The 21814-nt window shown below is 37.7% G+C and carries 19 protein-coding genes; 6 read left to right on the top strand and 13 right to left on the bottom strand.

Annotation, left to right across the window (positions count from 1 at the left end; translation table 11 throughout):
- Positions 1-108 precede the first annotated feature (108 nt).
- From AC22ZQ_RS00090 to AC22ZQ_RS00125, 8 genes are all read right to left on the bottom strand, one after another.
- Positions 109-1077, bottom strand: a complete 969-nt coding sequence (locus AC22ZQ_RS00090; RefSeq protein WP_318956532.1) for an OmpA family protein — start codon at positions 1075-1077, stop codon at positions 109-111.
- A gap of 90 nt (positions 1078-1167) precedes the next feature.
- Positions 1168-1761, bottom strand: a complete 594-nt coding sequence (locus tag AC22ZQ_RS00095) for a hypothetical protein (RefSeq protein WP_318956533.1) — start codon at positions 1759-1761, stop codon at positions 1168-1170.
- Positions 1762-1772: 11 nt separating this feature from the next.
- Entirely contained in the window at positions 1773-1985 is a 213-nt protein-coding gene (locus AC22ZQ_RS00100) for a hypothetical protein (RefSeq protein WP_318956534.1), read from the bottom strand.
- Between the two features lie 53 nt (positions 1986-2038).
- Positions 2039-5926: an adenylate/guanylate cyclase domain-containing protein gene (locus AC22ZQ_RS00105; RefSeq protein WP_318956535.1), complete on the bottom strand. Its 3888-nt coding sequence runs from the start codon at positions 5924-5926 to the stop codon at positions 2039-2041.
- A 136-nt stretch (positions 5927-6062) separates the two neighbouring features.
- Positions 6063-6584 carry a ferritin gene (locus AC22ZQ_RS00110; RefSeq protein ID WP_318956536.1) on the bottom strand — a complete coding sequence of 174 codons (522 nt, stop codon included), beginning with the start codon at positions 6582-6584 and terminating at the stop codon, positions 6063-6065.
- A gap of 345 nt (positions 6585-6929) precedes the next feature.
- Complete coding sequence (locus AC22ZQ_RS00115; RefSeq protein ID WP_318956537.1) at positions 6930-9155, bottom strand: NADP-dependent isocitrate dehydrogenase; 2226 nt, start codon at positions 9153-9155, stop codon at positions 6930-6932.
- Between the two features lie 206 nt (positions 9156-9361).
- Positions 9362-10171 (bottom strand): DNA-processing protein DprA, encoded by an 810-nt coding sequence (gene dprA, locus AC22ZQ_RS00120; protein ID WP_318956538.1) that lies wholly within the window; start codon positions 10169-10171, stop codon positions 9362-9364.
- A complete protein-coding gene (locus tag AC22ZQ_RS00125) occupies positions 10128-10463 on the bottom strand; it encodes a helix-hairpin-helix domain-containing protein (protein WP_318956539.1) in 336 nt (111 codons plus the stop codon). The genes dprA and AC22ZQ_RS00125 overlap by 44 nt, the downstream gene beginning before the upstream one ends.
- Before the next feature lie 109 nt (positions 10464-10572).
- Between AC22ZQ_RS00125 and kdsB the strand changes: the two genes are divergently transcribed.
- The 4 genes from kdsB (at position 10573) to AC22ZQ_RS00145 (ending at position 14219) form a co-directional block, all read left to right on the top strand.
- Complete coding sequence (gene kdsB / locus AC22ZQ_RS00130) at positions 10573-11310, top strand: 3-deoxy-manno-octulosonate cytidylyltransferase (protein ID WP_318956540.1); 738 nt, start codon at positions 10573-10575, stop codon at positions 11308-11310.
- Positions 11311-11371: 61 nt separating this feature from the next.
- Positions 11372-12520 (top strand): HU domain-containing protein, encoded by a 1149-nt coding sequence (locus AC22ZQ_RS00135; protein WP_318956565.1) that lies wholly within the window; start codon positions 11372-11374, stop codon positions 12518-12520.
- Between the two features lie 48 nt (positions 12521-12568).
- Positions 12569-13765, top strand: a complete 1197-nt coding sequence (locus AC22ZQ_RS00140) for a C1 family peptidase (RefSeq protein ID WP_318956541.1) — start codon at positions 12569-12571, stop codon at positions 13763-13765.
- 157 nt (positions 13766-13922) lie between these two features.
- A complete protein-coding gene (locus AC22ZQ_RS00145) occupies positions 13923-14219 on the top strand; it encodes a BlaI/MecI/CopY family transcriptional regulator (protein ID WP_318956542.1) in 297 nt (98 codons plus the stop codon).
- A gap of 7 nt (positions 14220-14226) precedes the next feature.
- Here AC22ZQ_RS00145 and AC22ZQ_RS00150 read toward each other — a convergent pair whose 3' ends face one another.
- The 5 genes from AC22ZQ_RS00150 to AC22ZQ_RS00170 all read right to left on the bottom strand — a co-directional run bounded on the left by AC22ZQ_RS00150 (position 14227) and on the right by AC22ZQ_RS00170 (position 17707).
- The gene (locus AC22ZQ_RS00150; protein ID WP_318956543.1) at positions 14227-14679 is read right to left on the bottom strand and encodes a UbiA prenyltransferase family protein; all 453 of its coding nucleotides are present in this window, start codon (positions 14677-14679) and stop codon (positions 14227-14229) included.
- 365 nt (positions 14680-15044) lie between these two features.
- Positions 15045-15500 carry a hypothetical protein gene (locus tag AC22ZQ_RS00155; RefSeq protein WP_318956544.1) on the bottom strand — a complete coding sequence of 152 codons (456 nt, stop codon included), beginning with the start codon at positions 15498-15500 and terminating at the stop codon, positions 15045-15047.
- Positions 15501-15582: 82 nt separating this feature from the next.
- A complete protein-coding gene (locus AC22ZQ_RS00160) occupies positions 15583-15996 on the bottom strand; it encodes a BrxA/BrxB family bacilliredoxin (RefSeq protein ID WP_318956545.1) in 414 nt (137 codons plus the stop codon).
- An 89-nt stretch (positions 15997-16085) separates the two neighbouring features.
- On the bottom strand, positions 16086-17144 hold the full coding sequence (locus AC22ZQ_RS00165) for an NAD(P)/FAD-dependent oxidoreductase (RefSeq protein WP_318956546.1): 1059 nt from the start codon (positions 17142-17144) through the stop codon (positions 16086-16088).
- A gap of 62 nt (positions 17145-17206) precedes the next feature.
- Positions 17207-17707 (bottom strand): ComF family protein, encoded by a 501-nt coding sequence (locus AC22ZQ_RS00170; protein WP_318956547.1) that lies wholly within the window; start codon positions 17705-17707, stop codon positions 17207-17209.
- 673 nt (positions 17708-18380) lie between these two features.
- Between AC22ZQ_RS00170 and AC22ZQ_RS00175 the strand changes: the two genes are divergently transcribed.
- Together AC22ZQ_RS00175 and AC22ZQ_RS00180 are read left to right on the top strand one after the other, a co-directional pair.
- Positions 18381-19355 carry a ribonucleoside-diphosphate reductase small subunit gene (locus AC22ZQ_RS00175; RefSeq protein WP_318956548.1) on the top strand — a complete coding sequence of 325 codons (975 nt, stop codon included), beginning with the start codon at positions 18381-18383 and terminating at the stop codon, positions 19353-19355.
- A 36-nt stretch (positions 19356-19391) separates the two neighbouring features.
- A complete protein-coding gene (locus AC22ZQ_RS00180; RefSeq protein WP_318956549.1) occupies positions 19392-21752 on the top strand; it encodes a ribonucleoside-diphosphate reductase subunit alpha in 2361 nt (786 codons plus the stop codon).
- The last annotated feature ends 62 nt before the right edge of the window (positions 21753-21814 follow it).

A 21814-nucleotide genomic window follows, 5' to 3' on the forward strand; every position in this document is an offset into this window, starting at 1 on the left:
ACAGTAGAAATAGAACATACCCCTATGCTCCTTTCAACTTTTTTAAAATTAAAGCAAAAAAAAGAGGAAAACAGTGTTTCCTCTTTAATCTTTTATGTTGAGAAGTGCTTATTGTTCGTTTCCAATAATCTCAAACAACGCGTTTAAGTTTGGAGAAATAATAACTTCGATTCTTCGGTTTTTAGCTTTATCTGTTTCGCTTACTGGGTGGAATTGAGATCTACCTGAAGCACTTAAGATAGCTGGGTTGATGTCAGAATTTGCCAACATAATTTCTACAACTGCTGTTGCTCTTAAAACAGACAATTCCCAGTTGTTTTTTGGGTGCTTCGCACTGTTTAACGCGTCAGCATCAGTATGACCTTCAACGATAATTTCTAAATCGTCATCACCTTGAATTGCTCGCGCTAATTCGATGATTGCTTTTTGTCCTTCTGCTTCAACGTTCGTAGAACCAGAGGCAAATAATAATTTTGCTTCTAAGCTTACGTAGATTTTACCATCTTTTTGTTCTACGGTTAAACCTTTATCGTTGAATCCGTGTAAAGCTTCAGCAACTTTGTTTTTCAAAGCAGAAACTGCAGCATCTTGTCGTGCAATAATCTCTTCTAATTCTTTTACACGTTGCTCTCTATCTACCAATAACTTTTGCTTTCTACCCAGCTCATCTTCTAATTTTAAAAGAGCATCTTCCTTGCGTTGCGCTTCTAAAATGCTCGCTTCTAAATTGGCCTGTAGTTTTGCAGTTTCTATAGCATCTCTCGATCTAGAGAGTGTAAATTCTTTTTCTAAAGTCGTATTTAACTCCACCATTTTATCGTACTGTGTTTGTAGTACGCGGTAGTCAACACCCATTTCTAAGGTGTCTTTTTTCAATTGCGATACTTCGGCACGTAAAACGTCTCTTTCTTCTGTAAGATTTTTGGCTTTCGCTTCGTTATCTATGGCCATGGTCTTGTACTTCTCAAGCTCTTGGCTACACGCTTGTTCCTTACTTAATAAATCCTGGTATTTCTGAGGAGTTACACAAGAGGCAACAATTAATCCTATACCTAATATGCTAACAATAGACTTCATAACTAATTATTTTAAACAAAGATGCGAAGGATTATTCGTCCTTCGCATCTAAAAAATTAATGTTATAAACAGTTGAATATGAATAGGAGCTTAGGGTTGCTCTATTTCTAATTCACTTAGAATCTTCTTTTTCTTTTCTAATTCCGCTTTAAGTTTATCCAACTTATCTTGCGCTGCTGTAATTTTTTCTTTTTTCTGGTCGTGCTCTTCCTGAGAAATTTCTTTGTTTTCTAAGGCAACACGAATTTTTTCGAGTGCCTCACGTACACGTTCTTCTCCGGTGGCAACAGTAACTTCACTTTCTTCAATTTCTTTTTCAAGTTCAGTTTTTGCTTTTTTAGCGTCTTCAGCCCTCTTTTGACCGAATTCTCTTCCGCTTAAATCGCCTTTGTTCTTACCGTAAGCATTTCCCTTTCCTGGGTGCTCTTTGTCTTTCCCTTTGGCCTTATCAGCAGCATTCCCTTGTCCTTTATCCTTGTCCTTGTCCTTGTCCTTGTCTTTGTCTTTGTCTGCGTCGTCGTCATCATCGTCGTCCGCTTCTTTTTCTTTCTTCTCTTTTCCTTTCTGTTCTGTTTTTTCAGCCTTTTTCTCTTTGCCCTTTCCTTGCGGACCTTGAGCAAAACTTATCTGATTCATACCCATCAATAGAAAGAGGGCAAACAATACTTTTATTAACTTTTTCATCGTTTAAATTTTTATAAACTGTCCAATTCATGCAATGCTTCAGAGGCATCGTCATTGTATTTCTTCAATTCATCTGTAGCCGTAGAAAGCTCCTGAATCACTTCTTCGTTTTTTTCAATTTTAGCACTCTCTTCAGGAGTTAATTCTGCATCGTTGGAAGTTGTGTTTGATGTGCAGGAGAACATGAATAATGCCATCCCGCAAAAGATCAATACTTTTTTCATAAAATCAAGTTTTGTAGGGAAGTTACGATTTTTTTAGAAATGATGGAACGGAATTAATATTCGTCTTTAGCCAATCTTTCTTCGATTTCTTTGAGGTTCTCCATCTTTTTAGGACGACGTGTTTCTATAGATGTCTTGGTAAAGTACCTGTGCATCTTCAGGAAGGCAACCTGCATTATGTCCCATTCTTTATCGCTGGCAATCTTACCGTGTTCCATTAATTCTTGCTTCAATTTATCGGCAATTTCATGGAAGTCATCACGACCTAAGTAATCGAGATCGGCATCACAAATAATTTCCTCCAAGTGGTTTTTTGGATTGTGTGGAATTGCCGTTGAGTAGATCAATTCTTTGATGCGATCAATGTCATCTTCTGTATAACCATATTCTGGCAATACCTCCTCGGCCATCCGCGCACCGATAGGTTCATTTTTCTCGTATTGTTCAATAAACCCAGCGTCGTGATAAGAAGCGGCAGATTTTAACAAGAACAAGTCTTTATCCGTAATACCTTCTCCAATGGCAATACGCTCCGCTTGTCGCGTTACATCTATAGTATGTTCTACACTATGGTAATGTAAATTAGGAGAAAGGCGTTTTTTCAACATGCGCATTATCTTACGCTCTGCATTCATGTAGTTAATAGAAGAAAAATGGTGGAGGTTCACCAATTTATAGAACGCCTCGTTGGGCAATATTCCTTTTCCATTAATAGAAAGCTCTGGCTTTATGCTATCTACAAAGTACATGTCAATTTTACCCTTACTCTTTGATTCTGCTATACCGGCAAAAGAACATTCGAAATAAGCTTCGATGTACTCAAAAGTAGATCCTGTAATGGCAATTCTTCCGGGTTGAGAAAGTCGTTCCATACGCTGAGCGTGGTTTACTGTTTTCCCCCAAACATCGTAAGCAAAACGTTTGGTACCGATAATACCCGCTGAAACTGGACCTGTATTAATACCAATTCTTACCTTCCACTGAATATCGCCCGTTTCTTTGGCTCTTTCTTGTTCTTCTTTTACGAACTCTCTGATTTTTAAGGCAGCTAAAACAGTATCAATTGGATTGGTCTTGTTGCGGATTGGAACCCCACCCGCACACATGTAAGCATCCCCGATGGTTTTAATTTTTTCCAAATCATGCTGACCAATGATATCGTCGAACTTTCTAAAATATCTATCTAAAATAGATACTAATTCTTGTGGCTCGAGGTTGTCAGAAATAGTTGTAAATCCTACAAAGTCGGTAAACATTACAGATACTGCCTCGTAACCACGGGCATTGGCTTTCCCTTCTCTTTTCAACTGTGTTAAAGTATCAGAGGGTAATACGTTACGCAAAATACTGTCCGATTGATTCTTTTGTTGCTCAACCTTGTCTTTCTGCTTTTCTATTTTTGCTTTTTGTTCCTCAATTTTCTTTTTCTGCTTCTCAATTTCTCTATTCTTCTCCTCTAATTCGTGTGTACGTTCCTTAATGCGCAACTCAAGAATAACTTGTTCCCTGCGGGCCGTATCTATACGTTTTCTGATGTAAATGAAAATAAAGAGGGCAAATAAAAGGGCTACAGTGATTCTAAACCACCACGTCATCCAAAACGCCTTTTCTACCACAATGGTAATACTCGCAGGTAAACTTGTCCATTCTCCATTTCCACGACGAGCATAAACGTGAAGGGTATAAATTCCCGGAGAAATACTCGTAAAACGAATTTGGTTTTCATCGCCCAAGTATTCTTCTACTTCGTCGTCTCCCTTTAGCTTGTACTTGTAATTGATTTGTTGCGGATTAGAGAAATCATCGGCATAGAAACTTAAACTTAAAGTCCTGTGGTTATAAGGAACAGTGATTGTTTTTGTAAGGGCTAAATTTCGAGAGAGGTAATCTGTATTTCCTGGAATTATTTTTTCATTCTCCAGCCAAAGACTCGAGAAGTAAACATTCATGCGTTTGTACGACTGATTTAATTTTGAGGGATGAAAATAATTGTACCCCATTATTCCACCAAAATAGATATATCCTTCATCGTCTTGGTAGGCCGCATTCATGTTGAACTCATCACTCAATAAACCATCTTCTTCTGTGTAAGCGGTGAATTTATTTTTGGGAATAGAATACTTAATAATACCGCGATTAGAAGATAAATAGAGGTCTTTACCATCCGTAGATTTAATACTGTAGATTACTTCATTGGGTAAACCTTGCGCCTTGGTAAAGCTCTTTATCTCTTCTGTTTTTTGGTTAAAGTAGTGCAGTCCACCACCTAATGTTCCAAACCAATATTCATCTGGGTTGGGTTGATATGCTGTTGTAATGTAGTCTTGTATAGTGAGCTTTATCTTTCTGTAAAAATTGGGTTGTTCAGCGATAAACTTCCCTTCCTTGTTGTAGCGTAATTCATACAAAGATCCCGAACTCGGAGCAGCATAAAACTTACCGTCTTTGCCTTTGAAGATTAAACGACAACTTCCTGGGCCTATCGTTTCACCATCATTGATTTTGTGTACCAGAAATTTCCAGGTATCCGTGTCTTTAAACCAAACAGCAACACCACCCTTTGTACCGAATAGATAAGTGGTAGTATCAAATGCCTCTATGTCATAAATCAAATTAAAACCAGGAGGTCTGTTTGCGGGCATCTCTAAGCGTTTGAAGCTGTAGTTGTTGAAATCATTCGTGTCTATTTCCAATTGAAAAAGACCGTCATCATTCCCCACCAAAAGCTTTCCGTTATGCTCTTCGAACAAAGAAAAGGAGGGGTGACTCGCGGCTTGTTCTCCAGGAGTAGATGAACGAACGTAATGGTAAAACCTTCGTTGCTGAGCGTGGTAAAGGCTTACCCCTTTATCTGTAGCAACGTATAAGTTTTTATTTTTTTCATTCTTGGTTAAGCTCCACACCGATAGCGTATTCAGTCCTTTCTGAGGATTCGTTGAAATCCCCACAGAAACAAATTCTCTTTGCATGGGGTTATAGCTAGATATACCGCGGTTAGACCCAACCCATATAACACCGCGCAAATCTTCGTAAATAAAGTTGATGTGGTTATCGGCGATGGCGTTTTTCTGAAAGAAATCTGCTATGAATATTTCAGGAATTTGGTCTTTCTCATTTTTGTTTACTCGAATAAAACCATTTTTCGCTGAGGCCAGATATATACTCTCATCCTGAAGATGTATGTCTTGTATATCAAAGTTTTCGAGTTGATGAGAAAAAAGCTGAAGTGTTTCCTTCTTTAAGTTATAGGAGTATAAACCTTTGGTGGTACAAATAAAGAGGCTGTCTTTACTGTACTTTTTTATTTTATTAATTCTAGAATTTGGAGCCAGTTGTGTTTGGAGCTCAACAAGATCTTCATTGCCCAAATCGTATTGATAAATCCTCCCGAATTGCGTTGCTAAGATCAGGTGGTTCTTCTTTCCTTCTTCTATCGTGTTTATTCCACTTCTTAGAAATACTGGCTTTTTAGTCTGTAAGAATTTTCTATCCTTTTCTTGGGTCAATTCAAGGAGCTTTCCGTCTTCCGTACCTGCCCAAATTTTATCATTAATGTAGGCAAGTGTATTAATTTCTTTCCGCGTACCGGACTCTGTATAAACAGTTTCGAAAGATTGGAGGAGCGGGTTGTAAATAATGATGCCTTTGTAAGTTCCAAAGTAGAGAAAACCTCGCTTGTCTTTGGCCGCACAAAGGATAAATTCATTTTCTATTCCTTCTGTCTCACCCGATGTAAATACATCAAATTTACTACCATTGAAACGATTTAACCCGTCTTGAGTACCTATCCACAATGCACCAAAATCATCTTGAATCATGGCGGTACTTACACTTTGAGATAAACCATCTTTAATCGTGTAATTATTGAACTGTATGTTTTCCTGACCTATCGCAAAAGACAGATGTAAGAGAACGGTGAGGAAAACCAATAATTGTTTCATTTACACGAAATAGATTGAAGTGTTTCTTACACAAAGATAGGTTGTTTGATGAAAAAAAGAAGGGGAAAGAAAATGAAAGGGAAAAAGAAAAGCCGTATCCTTTCGAATACGGCTTCAATATCATAAAAACGAGTCATTAATTTCCTGCTCCTTGTGCGGCAACTTCTGGAGTTATCGCTGCATTTTCAAGATCTCTATCGAACAAGTAAAGTCCACCTTTGTCTGTACCAATTAATTTTAATTTGTCTAAAATTGTTCTGGCCAATGCTTCTTCCTCTAATTGCTCTGTTACATACCATTGCATAAAGTTGTGTGTAGAGTAATCTTTTTCTTGTAAACAAATATCAACTACATCGTTAATACTTTCAGTTACCATAATTTCATGCTCCAACAACAACTCAAAAACACGTTCTAAGGTGTCAAAATCTTGTGGGGGTTGCTCAACAGAAGGAATAATTGCTTTTCCTCCACGCTCGTTCACAAACTTCACCAATTTCAACATGTGGAAGCGCTCTTCGTCTGAGTGTGTGTACATGAATTTAGCTGTTCCATTCAATCCATTCGCCTCGGCCCAAGAAGCCATCGCTAAATAAAATTGAGATGAAGAAGATTCTTTAACTATTTGCTCGTTTAATTTTTGTTCTACTCTTGCGTTCATATTGTGGGTATGTTTATTTGTATCAAATTTAACATTTATCTACTAAACATCTAGGGGGTACTCATTGTTTAGATTGATTTTAGAAAAAGGCATTGGAGGAATCCTATACAAGGAGGAAAAAGTGAAGCGGAGCTTTTGCGGGCTATTCGCTTTAATCCTTTGTTGTCCTTTCATTGCGCTAAACGCTCGTTTAAGCTTCCAAGGTCGCTTCCCCAAGCTTAAGCTCAAAAGCAAGAACACCTTCAGGAGCTACCGCTGCTATCCCTAAGCCGTTTTACATAAACTTCGGCATAAAAAAAGGGCGATACCTAAGTACCACCCTTCTATATTTTTCAAAACCTATCTTTAGATAGCTTCGATAATTGCATTTAAAGTTGCACTTGGACGCATTGCCTTGTTCACTAAATCAACAGATGGGTAGTAGTACCCCTTGATTTCTTGTGCTTCACCTTGTGCAGCGTTCAATTCATCAATGATTTTTGCTTCGTTCTCAGCCATTGAAGCATGAACTTTAGCAAATGTTGCTTTCATTTCAGCATCTTCTTCTTGTGCAGCTAAAGCTTCAGCCCAGTACATTGCTAAGTAGAAGTGAGATCCCCTGTTGTCTAACTCATTCACCTTACGTTTTGGTGATTTGTCATTCAATAAGAATTTCTCAGTTGCTTTATCTAAAGCAGTAGCCAATACGATAGCTCTGTTGTTGTTGTACTTCTCTCCTAAGTGCTCTAAAGAAACAGCCAGGGCTAAGAATTCACCTAAAGAATCCCATCTTAAGTGACCTTCTTTAACAAACTGTTGTACGTGCTTCGGTGCAGATCCACCAGCTCCAGTTTCGAACAATCCTCCTCCGTTCATTAATGGAACGATAGATAACATTTTTGCAGATGTACCTAATTCTAAAATTGGGAATAAATCTGTTAAGTAATCTCTCAATACGTTACCTGTAACAGAAATTGTATTCTCTCCAGCTTTAACTCTATCTAAAGTGTAGATAGTAGCATCGTATGGGTTTTTAATCATGATCTCCAATCCAGAAGTATCGTGATCTTTTAAGTATGTGTTTACTTTCTTGATTAACTCAGCATCGTGCGCTCTGTTTTCATCTAACCAGAAAATTGCTGGCCATCCTGTAGCTCTTGAACGCGTAACGGCTAATTTAACCCAGTCTTGGATAGGTGCATCTTTCACCTGACAAGCTCTCCAGATATCTCCAGCTTCAACATCGTGCTCTAACAATGTGTTTCCTGCAGCATCAACGATACAAACTTTTCCGCTTTCTGACATTTGGAAAGTTTTGTCGTGAGAACCGTACTCTTCTGCTTTTTGTGCCATCAACCCTACGTTAGGAACAGTTCCCATTGTTGTTGGATCAAATGCTCCGTTTTCTTTACAGAAATCGATAGTTGCTTGGTAAATACCTGCGTAAGATCTGTCTGGAATAACTGCTTTCGTGTCCTTAGGGTTTCCATCTGGTCCCCACATTTGTCCTGAGTTTCTAATCATCGCTGGCATAGATGCATCGATAATAATATCAGAAGGAACGTGAAGGTTAGTAATTCCGTTATCAGAATCAACCATTGCTAATGCTGGTTGCTTCGCGTAGATTGCTTCAATAGCGCTCAATAATTCTGCTTTTTCATCAGCAGAAAGTTTTTCCATCTGTGTGTATAAATCACCCAAACCATTGTTCGCATCGAAACCTAATTTTTCCATTAATGGAGCGTGAGAAGTGTACAAGTCTTCGAAGAAAACCTCTACCAATGATCCAAATAAAATCGGATCACTCACTTTCATCATTGTTGCTTTAAGGTGTACAGAGAATAATACATCTTTTTCTTTTGCGTCAACAATTTGTTTTTTGTAGAAAGCTTTCAATTGGCTCATGTTCATTACAGAAGCATCGATAATTTCACCTTCTAAAAGGTTTAATCCTTCTTTCAATACTTTCTCTCCATTAGCTCCTTTGAAAACGATGTTTACCGTTTCTGCTTTTGAAGTTGTGTAAGATTTTTCTGAACCGTAGAAATCTCCACCTTCCATACTTGCTACGTGCGACTTAGAATCTTTTGCCCAAGCTCCCATAGAGTGTGGATTGTTTTTGGCGTAATTTTTAACCGCCTGTGGTGCACGTCTGTCTGAGTTACCTTCTCTCAAAACAGGGTTTACCGCACTACCTTTAACTTTGTTGTATAAACCTTGAATCTTTTTCTCCTCTTCATTTTGAGGGTTTTCAGGGTAGTTTGGTAATGCAAATCCTTGTGCTTGTAATTCTGCAATTGCCGCAGTTAACTGTGGAATTGAAGCAGAAATATTTGGAAGCTTAATGATGTTCGCCTCAGGTGTTTTTGCCAAAGCACCTAATTCTGCCAAAGCATCATTTACTTTTTGATCATCCTTTAAGTAGTCTGAGAAATTAGCTAAAATCCTTCCAGCCAACGAAATGTCTCTCGTTTCCATGTTCACATCTGCCTGAGCTGTAAACGCTTCAACGATAGGAAGTAATGAATGTGTTGCTAAAAACGGCGCCTCGTCTGTTTTTGTGTAAATAATTTTTGCTTTCTCTGATGACATAATTAAAATTTTGTAGTGCCACAAAGCTAATAAAATCTTCTTGTTTTAAAATAGGAATACAGTCCTTAAAAGCAGGATAGCGGTCTGGTATTTAGAAAAGCAGAATGTCAAATGGCTTCAAATGAAGAATCGCTGTTATTTAAGTTCTAACCAGAAATGAACTTCCTTCTTCGCATCTCTCCAATAAATGACTATGTGACGCAATTTTACACCGCTAGTAAATACCGTTTGCCGGGTAAACTTTTTACGCATCCTTGAAACTCTAAATTGAGTAGTGTAGTACTTACTTTACTTACAGGTTGTTGTAGGTGATAAGCTAATTCATCGATGCTTTGTTCATTGTTTTCTCGCAGTAAGTCAACGATGTTTTGCTCTTCATCATTGAGTTCTAGAAAGAGAGGAATTTGAACTGTTTTTCCCGACTCCTTTTTCCAATTCATAAGATAAAACAAATCGTCTGAGGAGCTTATAAGATGAGCTTTTTGTAAGCGTATAAGTTTATTACAGCCCTTGGAGTACGTCTTGTTCACATCTCCCGGAAAAGCAAAAACATCTCTGTTGTAATCGTTGGCTAAGTATGCTGTGATTAGCGACCCTCCCTTTTCACCACTTTCTACAACAATGGTAGCATCGCACATACCCGCAACAATTCTATTTCGCGTGGGAAAGTTTTCTCTATCGGGTTTCGTTCCGGGTAGAAACTCTGTAAGCACTCCACCTTTGGCCTGCATTTGCTGGGCTGTGCTTTTATGTATGGCCGGGTAAATTCTATCTAGTCCATGACCCAGTACACCAATAGTGGATACGCCATAATGGACACATTGTTTGTGTGCATGTATATCTATGCCATAAGCCAAGCCCGAGATAACTTGAATTTGGTGCTCAGCAAATTTTTCTATCAGCTCATCCACAAGCATTTTGCCATATTGGCTCGCATTTCTAGTCCCTACAATTGCAACAGTTTTGGGATAATCAAAATTCAAATTTCCTTTGCCAAAAAAGGAGCAAGGGAGCATCTCCGCAATGTTTTAATCTGCGCGGGTAGTTCGGTGCCAAATAGTTAAAAGTGGAAACATCTTGTCGGGTTAAAAAAGGGAGGTAAGCTTCCGCGTCATGCAAGGCTTGTTTGCGGTTAATTTTCTGAATTAATTTTTCGCTCACGCCTTCTAATTGGGTAAGTTGGGTTTTGCTCATACTGTAAAACTGATCTATACCCCCGCTGTAAGCTATGAGGTTTTTGGCGGTTTTAATTCCCACGCCCTTCATAAATTGAAAGCCGAGGAATAATTTCAATTCTTCTTTTGTCATGTCGATTAGGTTGATAAAACATTGCTGCTTCTTTTAAAGATAACGAAAGTTCACCAAGCATCAAAAACTAATTCCTTTATCTTTGAAGCCAATCCAAAAAACAACAACAATGAAAGTGCTGGGTGTAATTCCTTCTCGATATGGTTCAAGTAGATTTCCGGGAAAACCTTTGTTAGACATCAAAGGGAAATCGATGATACAACGGGTGTACGAAGGAGCGAAGCAATCTACCTTGTTGGATGAGCTAGTTGTAGCTACCGATGATCAACGCATAGTAGATGAGGTAGAAGCTTTTGGAGGAAAAGTAATGATGACTGCCGACTACCATCCCAGTGGAACAGACCGATGCGCAGAGGTAGCAGCTCAATATGCTGATTTTGATGTTGTGATCAATATTCAAGGGGACGAACCTCTGGTAAACCCTAAACAACTGGATGCTCTATTATCAGTGTTTAAAGATGAAGAGGTGGAAATTGCCACATTAGCAAGCAGAAATATTTCTACAGAAGATATCGCAAACCCGAACCGCATTAAGTTGGTTTGTAATGCCAAAGCGGAAGCGTTGTATTTTTCAAGATCTGCTATTCCAAATCAACACCACGCTAATAAAGATGCCCTTAAGGATTTTCCTTTTTACAAGCATATAGGACTGTATGCCTATAGAAGTGAAGTGCTGTTGCAATTGACACAATTAAAACCTAGTCTTTTAGAGCAAGTGGAGTCTTTAGAACAACTCAGATGGATGTATTATGGCTATAAAATAAAGGTGGTAGAAACTGATATTGAGACCCCAAACATAGACACACCCGAAGATTTGGAAAAAGTATTGCAATTTTTAGAAGAATAGCGCAACATTTTTCCTTTGAGACCGTAGACATTCTACTCCAAATTGAGTATTTTTGTTAGGAATGAAGCAGGTAAACGAGGCGATAGCAGAACTATTATTAAGACACAATTGTGTAATCATCCCCAATTTTGGTGGATTCATTGCCAATGTGCTTAATGCTCAGATAGATTTAAATCAAGGAAGAATAGAGGCTCCTAAAAAAGCCCTCACATTTAACACAAACCTGATCAATAACGATGGTTTATTGGCCAACCATTTGGCACATAAAAACCAGTTAAGTTTTGAGCAGGCAAGTACTACTATTCAAGAGGAAGTAGTTACTTGGAAACAACAGTTAAAACAAGGGGAACGCGTAGAAATAGAACGTGTTGGTTTCTTGTATTTCGACAAAGAACAGAACCTTAATTTTGAGCAAGATAGATGTTTTAACTTGCTGATGTCTTCTTACGGTTTAAGTGATGTGAACTTTGTTCAACACGCCAAAGAAGAGAAAGCTGCCCCAGTAATCACTGCTCAACAACAAACACAAGAAGAGACAGAGGAAAAAACACCAATTATTGCAATTGGTAAAGCAGAAGAAATTAAACCTGCGGCAGTGCAAGAAGCGCAAGAACCAGTGCGTCGTAAAAAGACCTTTTGGAAATATGCAGCAGCTGCAGCGTTCATTCCTATTGCATTTTACTCTTATTGGATTCCAACTCAAACGGATGTTTTACAATCAGGTGTTGTATTGAAGGGCGATTTTAATCCTTTCATTCAGCCAGAAGTAAAACAATATGACCCTGCGAATACTCCGGTCTTGGAAGTAGAACCTATAGAAGAAGAGAAGTCATTAGAACAAATAATGGACGAACTTCCTGAAGGTGTACAAACCTATACTTTCCCTGTGGATGATTACTTCTACTTAACGGTGCGCAAAGATACTCCGGAGCAAGAGGTGATTGAAACTGAAAGTATTCCTGCCGCTGAAACAGAAAATGTTAAGAAGAGCTTTAGTCGCCATTTAATTGCTGGGTGTTTTACGGAGAAGGAAAATGCAGAAAGCTTGGTGAATACGTTAAAAGCTGATGGTTTAAACGCATATGTGTTGGATTATCACAAAGGTTTGTATCGCGTAACTGCTGCACAAAGTAACAGCAGAGAAGAAGCTTTATCACTTAAGAAGAAATTACAAGGATCAGGTGTAATTACTTGGTTACTTCATCTATAATAATTTAATGCTCCTTTTCGGAGCATTTTTTAATTCAATACATTTTATATGAAAAAATCTGTGTTAATGTTCGGTGCTTTGGCGCTAACATTTAATTCATTTAGTCAGAATTTCACAACAAACAGTGAAAAATCAGAATACAAATTTGAAGAAGTTGCACATTTGGATGCAACACCCGTTCAATCTCAGGGATACACGGGAACCTGTTGGAGCTTTTCTGCACTTTCTTTCTTTGAATCAGAAATGATTAGAATGGGGAAGAAAGATGTACCTCAATTATCGGAGATGTATGTAGCGCGCAAGGCATACGAAGGAAAAGCAGAAAAATACATTCGTATGGATGGGAAAACCAACTTCTCTCAAGGAGGAGCTTTTCACGATATTCCATGGGTATTTAGAAACCACGGTTTGGTTCCTGCAGAAGTTTATGAAGGATTAAACTATGGAACAGACATGCACAACCACAGTGAAATGTTTGCGGGGTTAGAAGGTTTTGTAAAGGGAATCATGTCTTCTGTAAGTTCTAGAGGATTAACAAGTTCTTGGAAATCTGGTTTTACAGCTATATTGGATGCTTATTTAGGAGAAGACCCTAAAAACTTCACCTATAATGGAAAAGAGTATACGCCACGTACATTTGCAGATGAGACAGGTTTAAACATGGATGATTATGTATCGTTAACTTCATTTACGAACCACCCATTGAATCAAAAATGTTTCTTAGCAATTCAAGATAACTGGGCTTGGGGAAGCTCTTACAACGTTAGCTTAGAAGATTTAGTAAGCGCTACCGAAGATGCCTTAGAAAATGGGTATACTGTAGCATGGGGAGCTGATGTTTCTGAGAAAGGATTTTCTTTCAGAGATGGATTAGCAATTGTTCCTGCAGATGAGTCTACCATTCAGGTAAGAGGGAAAGACAATAGAAATTATTCTGATGCTGGAGCAGAGAAAATTTCTAACGCTTTCATGACACCTGTAGAAGAAAAAGAAATTACTGCAGAATTGCGTCAAAAAGGTTACGATAATAAAACAACTACAGACGATCACGGTATGCACATTACTGGTTTGTATAAAGAAGCGAACGGAACTCCTTATTTCTTGGTGAAAAATAGCTGGGGAACAGGGAATTATCCAGAAGGTTATTTATATGTGTCTGCCAATTACTTTAAATGGAAAACAATCAATGTTTACCTACATAAAGATGCATTGTCTAAGGAGATGAAAAAGAAACTAAATTTATAAGTTTCGTTCAACTAACATTATTAAAAGCCTTCCTTCGGGGAGGCTTTTTTGCGTAAAGGGCCCGTATAGTTTGTATTTGTGGAAGCTAAATCAATATTCGGTTTTGTGTGTAACTAATAATGTCGTAAATTGCATATAACAACTAAACGTATTGATTATGCAACGATTAACTCCAGCAGAGGAGAAGGTTATGCTTAAATTATGGCGCCTAGAGGTGGCCGTAGTTAAGGATATCTTGGAGCTTTATGAAAAGCCACGGCCTTCGTACAACACAGTTTCTACCATTGTGCGTATCCTCGAAAAGAAAAAATTTATTGAACACAAAAAGAAAGGAAGAGGATATATCTATATGCCTCGTGTTACACAATCTGATTATAGTGAGTACTTGATTTCTTTCTTAAAAGCAAATTACTTTGATAACGATGTAGAAAAGTTTAAAGCAGCCATCGTTTAAAGCAATGTTACACACATTTACAGAAACTGATGGCCAGTATTATAATACCGCCATCAATTAAACCTGAGTAAAAAAGCTCAGGTTTATTTTTTGTAGTAAGTTGTATTAAAATAGCCTGATAAATGAGGGCTATCATTAACACTACTTGCTGCAAGATTCCATCACTCAAAAAGGTAAATATACACCCTGAAGCCAACAAAGTAATCAAGGCTATTTTCTTAGCAATATTTACCCCAAAGACTTGAGGAACAGTTTTACTTGTGGGGTCGTCATAATTTAAATCCCTAATATCAAATGGAACGGTAATAGCTAAAATATAGAGGTAAAAGGCTGCACCAAAAAGGAAACTTTTCCAGGTTAATAATTCTTCATTCAATGCTGGGAAAATACAAGTAGAACTCACCCAAACTAAGGCGATGAGGTGTATTTTAACATGTGGTATTTCTCTCAAGTTTTTCAAATTACCCAATTTTAGTGCATAGAAAATCGAAATCAATGCCAGGGGGATAAGAAAGAGAAAAGAGTGAAAATTATATAGGTGAAAAAAGTAGGTCCAAAAGCAAATGAGACAACTTAGAATACTTAGAAAGTAGAGTAGTCGCGTGTTTTGTTTTAACCATAGTAAACGACCACTGTCCCAATCTTTGTTGTCTTGGCTCCTTTTGATTATACGTTGAACGTTATAAGTAAGTAGTGTGGCAGAAAAAACAAAAAGAGCGTAATAACCAGCCCTTTTAATTTCTTGTTGTAGACAGAAGGCATAACTCATACTTGCCGCCGAAAGGCTTACCAGAATATTGGAATATACTATGAAGCGTATGCTTTTCAAAATTCTATTTCTTTGCTTTGGCCAAAGCTATCTAAAGTATCTAGTTCAACATCATAATTTGGCTTGAATTTTACTTGAATAAGTCCATGGAAAAAGATAGTGTCTAAGGTATAATAACCCAGAATGAATAAAAAGACACTTTTTAATTCACCTGAGGTCGAAAGGAAAATGAAAAAGACAAGGAGTGTTAACAATGCTCCGGCAGTATGTAGAATGAAGGTGTACATGTGTAAGCCTAGCTTTGTGTTCTCTTTCTTTAATTTCTGATGTATGAGAATCAGAAATAGTATTATGAATGGCGAGGAAGTGATTAGGGCTATTAAGGCGACAAACAAACCCGCACCTATCCCGTCTAACCTTCCAGTAACAGGAATTGCAATAAATATAGAGCTTACCAAACAAGCAAGGTAAGCCATTAGAAAGTGACGGGTCTTCAGGTTTTGCTTTTTCATACTAGCAAGATAATCAATCAGAAAGTACGGAAAAAGAAAAAGGACCAGTTACCTGATCCTTTTCGTATGCTTTTGTGAGGAATTAACAAAATTGTTTGTACGCCTCTTTTAAATTTTCAGCAATCATTTCAGCAGTTCCACCTTCGATGTGGTGTCTTTCTAAAAAGTGTACCAACTTACCATCTTTAAACAATGCGATAGATGGAGATGATGGAGGGTAAGGCAAGAAATATTTTCTTGCTTGGTTAGTAGCTTCACCGTCTACTCCCGCAAAAACTGTTGTTAATGCGTCTGGTTTTTTATCACCTTCAATAGATAATTTCACACCTGGTCTCATGTTACCAGCTGCACATCCACATACAGAGTTTACAACTACTAATAAACTTCCTTCGCTTCCGTTTATTTTATTGTCTACCTCTTCTGCTGTAGTTAATTGTTCAAATCCAACTGAAGTTAAATCTTCTTTCATTGGAGCAACTAATTCTGGAGGATACATATTTTTCGTTTTTAATTTTTTACAAAGATAGTAAGCATCTTTAGATATGGGCAAGAAATAACTGTCGAGTGAAATACAAGACCTCTGTTCTAGAGTTCGCCGGCTTCTTGTTTTCTAAATCTTTTGTGAAAACGTTGAATATTAACCTCGTCTATTAAATCTGCTCCTTCAAAAATATGTTGTAATAGGTGTTCGCTTAAATAAGGAGCTAACATATATCCTTTTGTGCCCAAACCGTTAAAAATGAATAAGTCTTTGTGCTTTGGGTGCTCTCCCAAGAAAGGTCTTCGGTCGGGAGAAGTCGGCCTTATTCCAGTAATGTGTTCATTAATGGTGAATTCTGCTGTAGAATTGATGGCGTATTTCTCTAAAAGCTCTTGTTTCTTGCTTTCTGTTGGTGTTAAATCTGTAGTGTTCCAATCGAAGGTTGCCCCCAATTTAAAATGTTTGTCGCCTACGGGTAAAACAAAACATTTACGGTTTAATATTTCATCCTCTCTTAATTCGTTAGAGCTGATGTCTAATAATTCTCCTTTGGTTTGACCCAAGGGCAAATAATTGAACCACGGGTTTTCCTTTCCTTTATAACCTTCTGCGAAAAGAATCTTGTCATAAGACTCTCCTTGGTAAGTTTTGGTTTCAATGTTTAAATCTTCGTAAGAAATTGATGCATACTTGAGGAGACCTTTTTCTTCAAAATATTGACGGTTGGCACGTAAAAAAGTAGCACTGTGAATGTAGCCACCTTTAAGCACGTATCCTTGTCCAAAAGTGTCTTTCGCATAACTAGGATGAGGTCGAACATCCAATTGAACGTAATGTTTGTAATTATCATCCTCGCTTCTTTCTTTCCATAAATTGGCTTCGTCCTCAGAAGAGAATAATCGGCGAATAGGAATATGATGGAAAAACTTTTCTTGTGTCTTTTCCTCTAAATCTCTGTAAAATGTATTGAGGTAAGGAATTAATGTGTCGGCTTGCCAGCTTTTTAACATGCGACGAAATACGAAAGGGTTAATCATACCCGCAGCAACGCGTGTACTGTGATTCTCTTGTTCCGTTAGAATTAAGAAATCAACACCTTTTTGTTCTAATTGATGTCCTAAACTGAGTCCAGCAACACCACCACCAATAATCAATACTTTCATACGAGATCAAAAGTAAACAATCTCCTAAAGTGGAGCTTAACTCTCATCAGTTTTTGAGTTGATTATTGTGCATAGGCCAAGGTGTAAATACTGAGGGTAATCCCGGGAACATTTTCTTTAAGAAGGAGAGCGCAAGCTTCCAAGGTAGCACCGGTGGTAAGGACATCATCTACCAATAAGATATGTTTATGGACAATTGTTTCTTCGTTTTGTAACTGAAATACCTTTGCGACATTGTCTATTCTTTCGGCCCTCGATTTTTTAGTTTGAGAACTGTTGTGTTTTCTCTTGATGAGAACATTTTCGTAAATGGGAATCTCGAGTATTTCGCTTAACCCTTGTGCAAGCAATAAACTTTGGTTGTAGCCCCTTTTGAAATGCTTTTTATTGTGTAAGGAAACGGGAATGATTCCGTCAAATGCTTCGAAATGAGGTGAAGCTTTCCATTTATGTGCCATGAGTTGCCCCATGTAAATCGCCAAGCTTTTTCCATGATTGTATTTGATTTGATGTAAAATACTTTGGGTACTCGAATGACTTTTAAAATAGAGCAGCGACAGCACAAGATTTAAATAAACTCTTCCGTAAAAAATTTCATTGATATAAGCGTTTTTTCCTTGCTGTTCGAAGTGGGTAAATCTTAGGTTGTTATGACATTCAATGCATAAGCAATTTTGTTGAGAAGGCAGGTCTTTTTCGCATACAAAACAACGGTTTGGAAACGGAATTGACAGGATAGCTTGACCTATTTTCGTAACTTGATAATATAGCTTATTAAATTGAGACAAAAGGTGGTTTTTTAGTTTAAATCTTTAAACAAGGTGATGTTGGAAAATATACTTAAAAATTTCCTAAGATTTTGATTGATAAGTCATTAATTTTATAAAAAGTTCGTCAAGATTCGGTTTTACTGGGCTTCTAAAGACAGAAAAAATTTCCAAGGAAATCAGATTGATTTTATGTGAATATCTTTTGAGTTGATGTTGATAATCCGGTTTCCTTCCACAAGTCAAGGGTTTACAATCTTCAATGTGGATAAAGTTGGAAAATTGTGAATTTCTTTAATTGATTGATGTCAAAAATTTAGCAACATTTGTACACGCCTCAAATGAATGACTGATTCGAGAAATTCTTTCCACAATTTAGAGGACAAAGTAAAGTTTTAAGACGAATAAAACAGGGCAAACAAGAGTTGTTTGCTTATAGATAAATATTGCACTAAAAAAGGTTAAACAAATGGCACAAAATGAACCAATTTTAGAGGAAAACAAGGACAGATTCGTTCTATTCCCAATTAAACATGACGACATTTGGTCGTTCTACAAAAAAGCTGAAGCAAGTTTTTGGACTGCTGAGGAAATCGATTTATCTCCAGACTTAATCGACTGGGAAAACAAGTTGAATGACGACGAGCGTCACTTCATCAAACACGTGTTAGCATTCTTTGCAGCATCAGATGGGATAGTTAACGAAAATTTAGCTGAAAACTTTGTTGCTGAAGTGCAATATACAGAGGCTAAGTTTTTCTATGGTTTCCAAATTGCCATGGAGAACATCCACTCAGAAACGTATTCATTATTAATAGATACATACATAAAAGATTCTAAAGAAAAGAATCAACTGTTCAACGCAATCGAAACAATGGATTGTGTACGTAAGAAAGCAGACTGGGCTTTGCGTTGGATAGACGAAGGGAATTTTGCTGAGCGTTTAATCGCATTTGCAGCAGTAGAGGGTATATTCTTTTCAGGATCATTTTGTTCTATCTTTTGGTTGAAGAAAAGAGGCTTAATGCCAGGATTATCTTTCTCAAATGAGTTGATCTCAAGAGATGAAGGGTTACACTGTGATTTTGCTTGTTTATTATACAACAACCACTTGAATAACAAACTTTCAACTGACACGGTTAAGAGTATCATCTTAGACGCAGTTGAAATTGAAAAAGAATTTATTCTTGAATCTCTTCCTGTTCGATTAATCGGGATGAACTCTGAATTGATGTCGCAATATATTGAGTTCGTTGCTGATAGATTACTTGCAGAATTAGGATGTGAAAAAGTATTTAATGTATCAAATCCGTTTGATTTCATGGATATGATTTCTATCCAAGGGAAAACTAACTTCTTCGAGAAGCGAGTAGGAGAGTACCAAAAAGCAGGAGTAATGTCAGGAAATGAGGGTCAATCATTCTCTATGGATGAAGACTTTTAAGAACCAATTATTGAGAAACACCAAAAACACGCGCCCATGTACGTTATAAAGAGAGACGGAAGAAAAGAGCCGATTAAATTCGACAAAATTACTGCCCGTATTATTAAGCTTTGTTATGGATTAGACCCATTAGTATCACCAGAAGGTGTAGCTATGAAGGTTATTGAAGGAATCTATGACGGGGTAACCACTACTGAATTAGATAACTTAGCGGCTGAAGTTGCAGCAGCTAAAACTATCGATCACCCAGATTATGCCTTATTAGCATCACGTATTTCTGTATCTAACTTGCACAAGAAGACGAAGAAAACCTTCTCTGAGGCAATGGAAGATTTGTACAGATACATTGATCCTAAGACAGGTGAAAACGCTGCTTTGTTAGCCGATGACGTTTACGACGTTATTATGGAAAACAAAGACAGATTAGACTCAAGTATCATTTACGATAGAGATTTCCGTTACGATTACTTCGGTTTCAAAACTTTGGAAAGATCTTACTTATTAAAGTTAAATGGTGAGATTGCTGAACGTCCTCAACACATGTTGATGCGTGTATCAGTAGGTATCCACAAACACGATATCGAAGCTGCAATCAAAACGTACAACTTGATGTCTGAAGGTTGGTTTACACATGCTACACCAACATTATTTAACGCCGGAACTCCAAAACCGCAAATGTCTTCTTGTTTCTTATTAACAATGAAAGAAGATAGCATCAGCGGTATCTACGACACTTTACAATCATGCGCGCAAATCTCTCAAAGTGCTGGTGGAATTGGATTGGCTATTCACGATATTAGAGCAAAAGGTTCTTATATAAAAGGAACAAACGGTACTTCTAACGGTATTGTTCCAATGTTACGTGTGTTTAATGACACTGCACGTTATGTAGACCAAGGTGGAGGAAAACGTAAAGGTTCTTTCGCAATGTACTTGGAACCATGGCACGCAGATGTGTTTGACTTCTTAGACTTGAAGAAAAACCACGGTAAGGAAGAGCAAAGAGCAAGAGATTTATTCTACGCACTTTGGATTCCAGACTTGTTCATGAAACGTGTAGAAGAAAACGGACAATGGACCTTAATGTGTCCTCACGAATGTCCAGGTCTTTCTGAAACTTACGGTGATGAGTTCGAAGCACTTTACACAAAGTACGAATCAGAAGGAAAAGGAAGAAAAACAATCAAAGCACAAGATCTTTGGTTTAAGATTTTAGAATCGCAAATTGAAACAGGTACACCTTACATGTTGTACAAAGATGCTGCGAACAAGAAGTCTAACCAACAGAATTTAGGTACGATTAAGTCGTCTAACTTGTGTACTGAAATTATAGAATACACTGCACCGGATGAGGTTGCTGTATGTAACTTGGCTTCTTTGGCATTGCCGAAGTATGTTGAGGATGGGAAATTTAACCACGATAAATTATTCGAGGTGACTTACCAAGCAGCAGTGAACTTAAATAGAATTATCGACGGAAATTACTACCCAGTACCAGAAGCTGAGAATTCTAACTTACGTCACAGACCAATTGGTTTAGGTGTTCAAGGTTTGGCAGATACGTACATTTTAATGCGTTACCCATTCGATTCTCCAGAAGCAAAACAATTGAACAAGGAGATTTTTGAAACGATTTACTACGCGGCAATGACTGCTTCTAAGGACTTGGCGAAAGTAGAAGGACCTTACCAAACAATCGAAGGTTCTCCAGTTTCAAAAGGAATTTTCCAATTCGATATGTGGGGTGTTACTCCATCAGACAGATGGGAATGGGATGTGTTGAAAGAAGAAGTAAAAGAGCACGGTGTACGTAACTCATTGTTGTTAGCACCAATGCCAACAGCTTCAACTGCACAAATCTTAGGAAACAACGAATGTTTTGAGCCATATACTTCTAACATTTACACAAGAAGAGTATTATCAGGTGAGTTTATTATCGTAAACAAGCACTTGTTAAGAGACTTGGTAAAAGAAGGTATCTGGAACAACGAAATGCGTCAGAAATTGATGGCGTCTAATGGATCTGTTCAAAACATTTCTGAGATTCCACAAGAGTTGAAAGACCTTTACAAAACAGCTTGGGAATTGTCTCAAAAAGAGATCATCGAGCAAGCTGCAGATAGAGGAGCTTACATCTGTCAATCTCAATCGTTGAATGTATTTATGGAGAACGCTAACTTCGGTAAGTTAACTTCTATGCACTTCTTCGGATGGAAACAAGGATTGAAAACAGGAATGTACTACTTGAGAACGAAAGCAGCTACGGATGCAATTAAGTTTACAGTAGACAAAACAATAACAGCTGACAAAGTAGTAGCTAAAACGGAAGAAGAAAGACAAGCAGAAATCGCATGTTCTTTAGATGATCCGGATAACTGCGAAATGTGTTCAGGATGATACGTTAGCATCCAGGACGCATTCGGCGAAGCCACTTGTGTTTAGGATGATACGTTAGCGTC

The sequence above is a fragment of the Lishizhenia sp. genome, assembly GCF_057456495.1.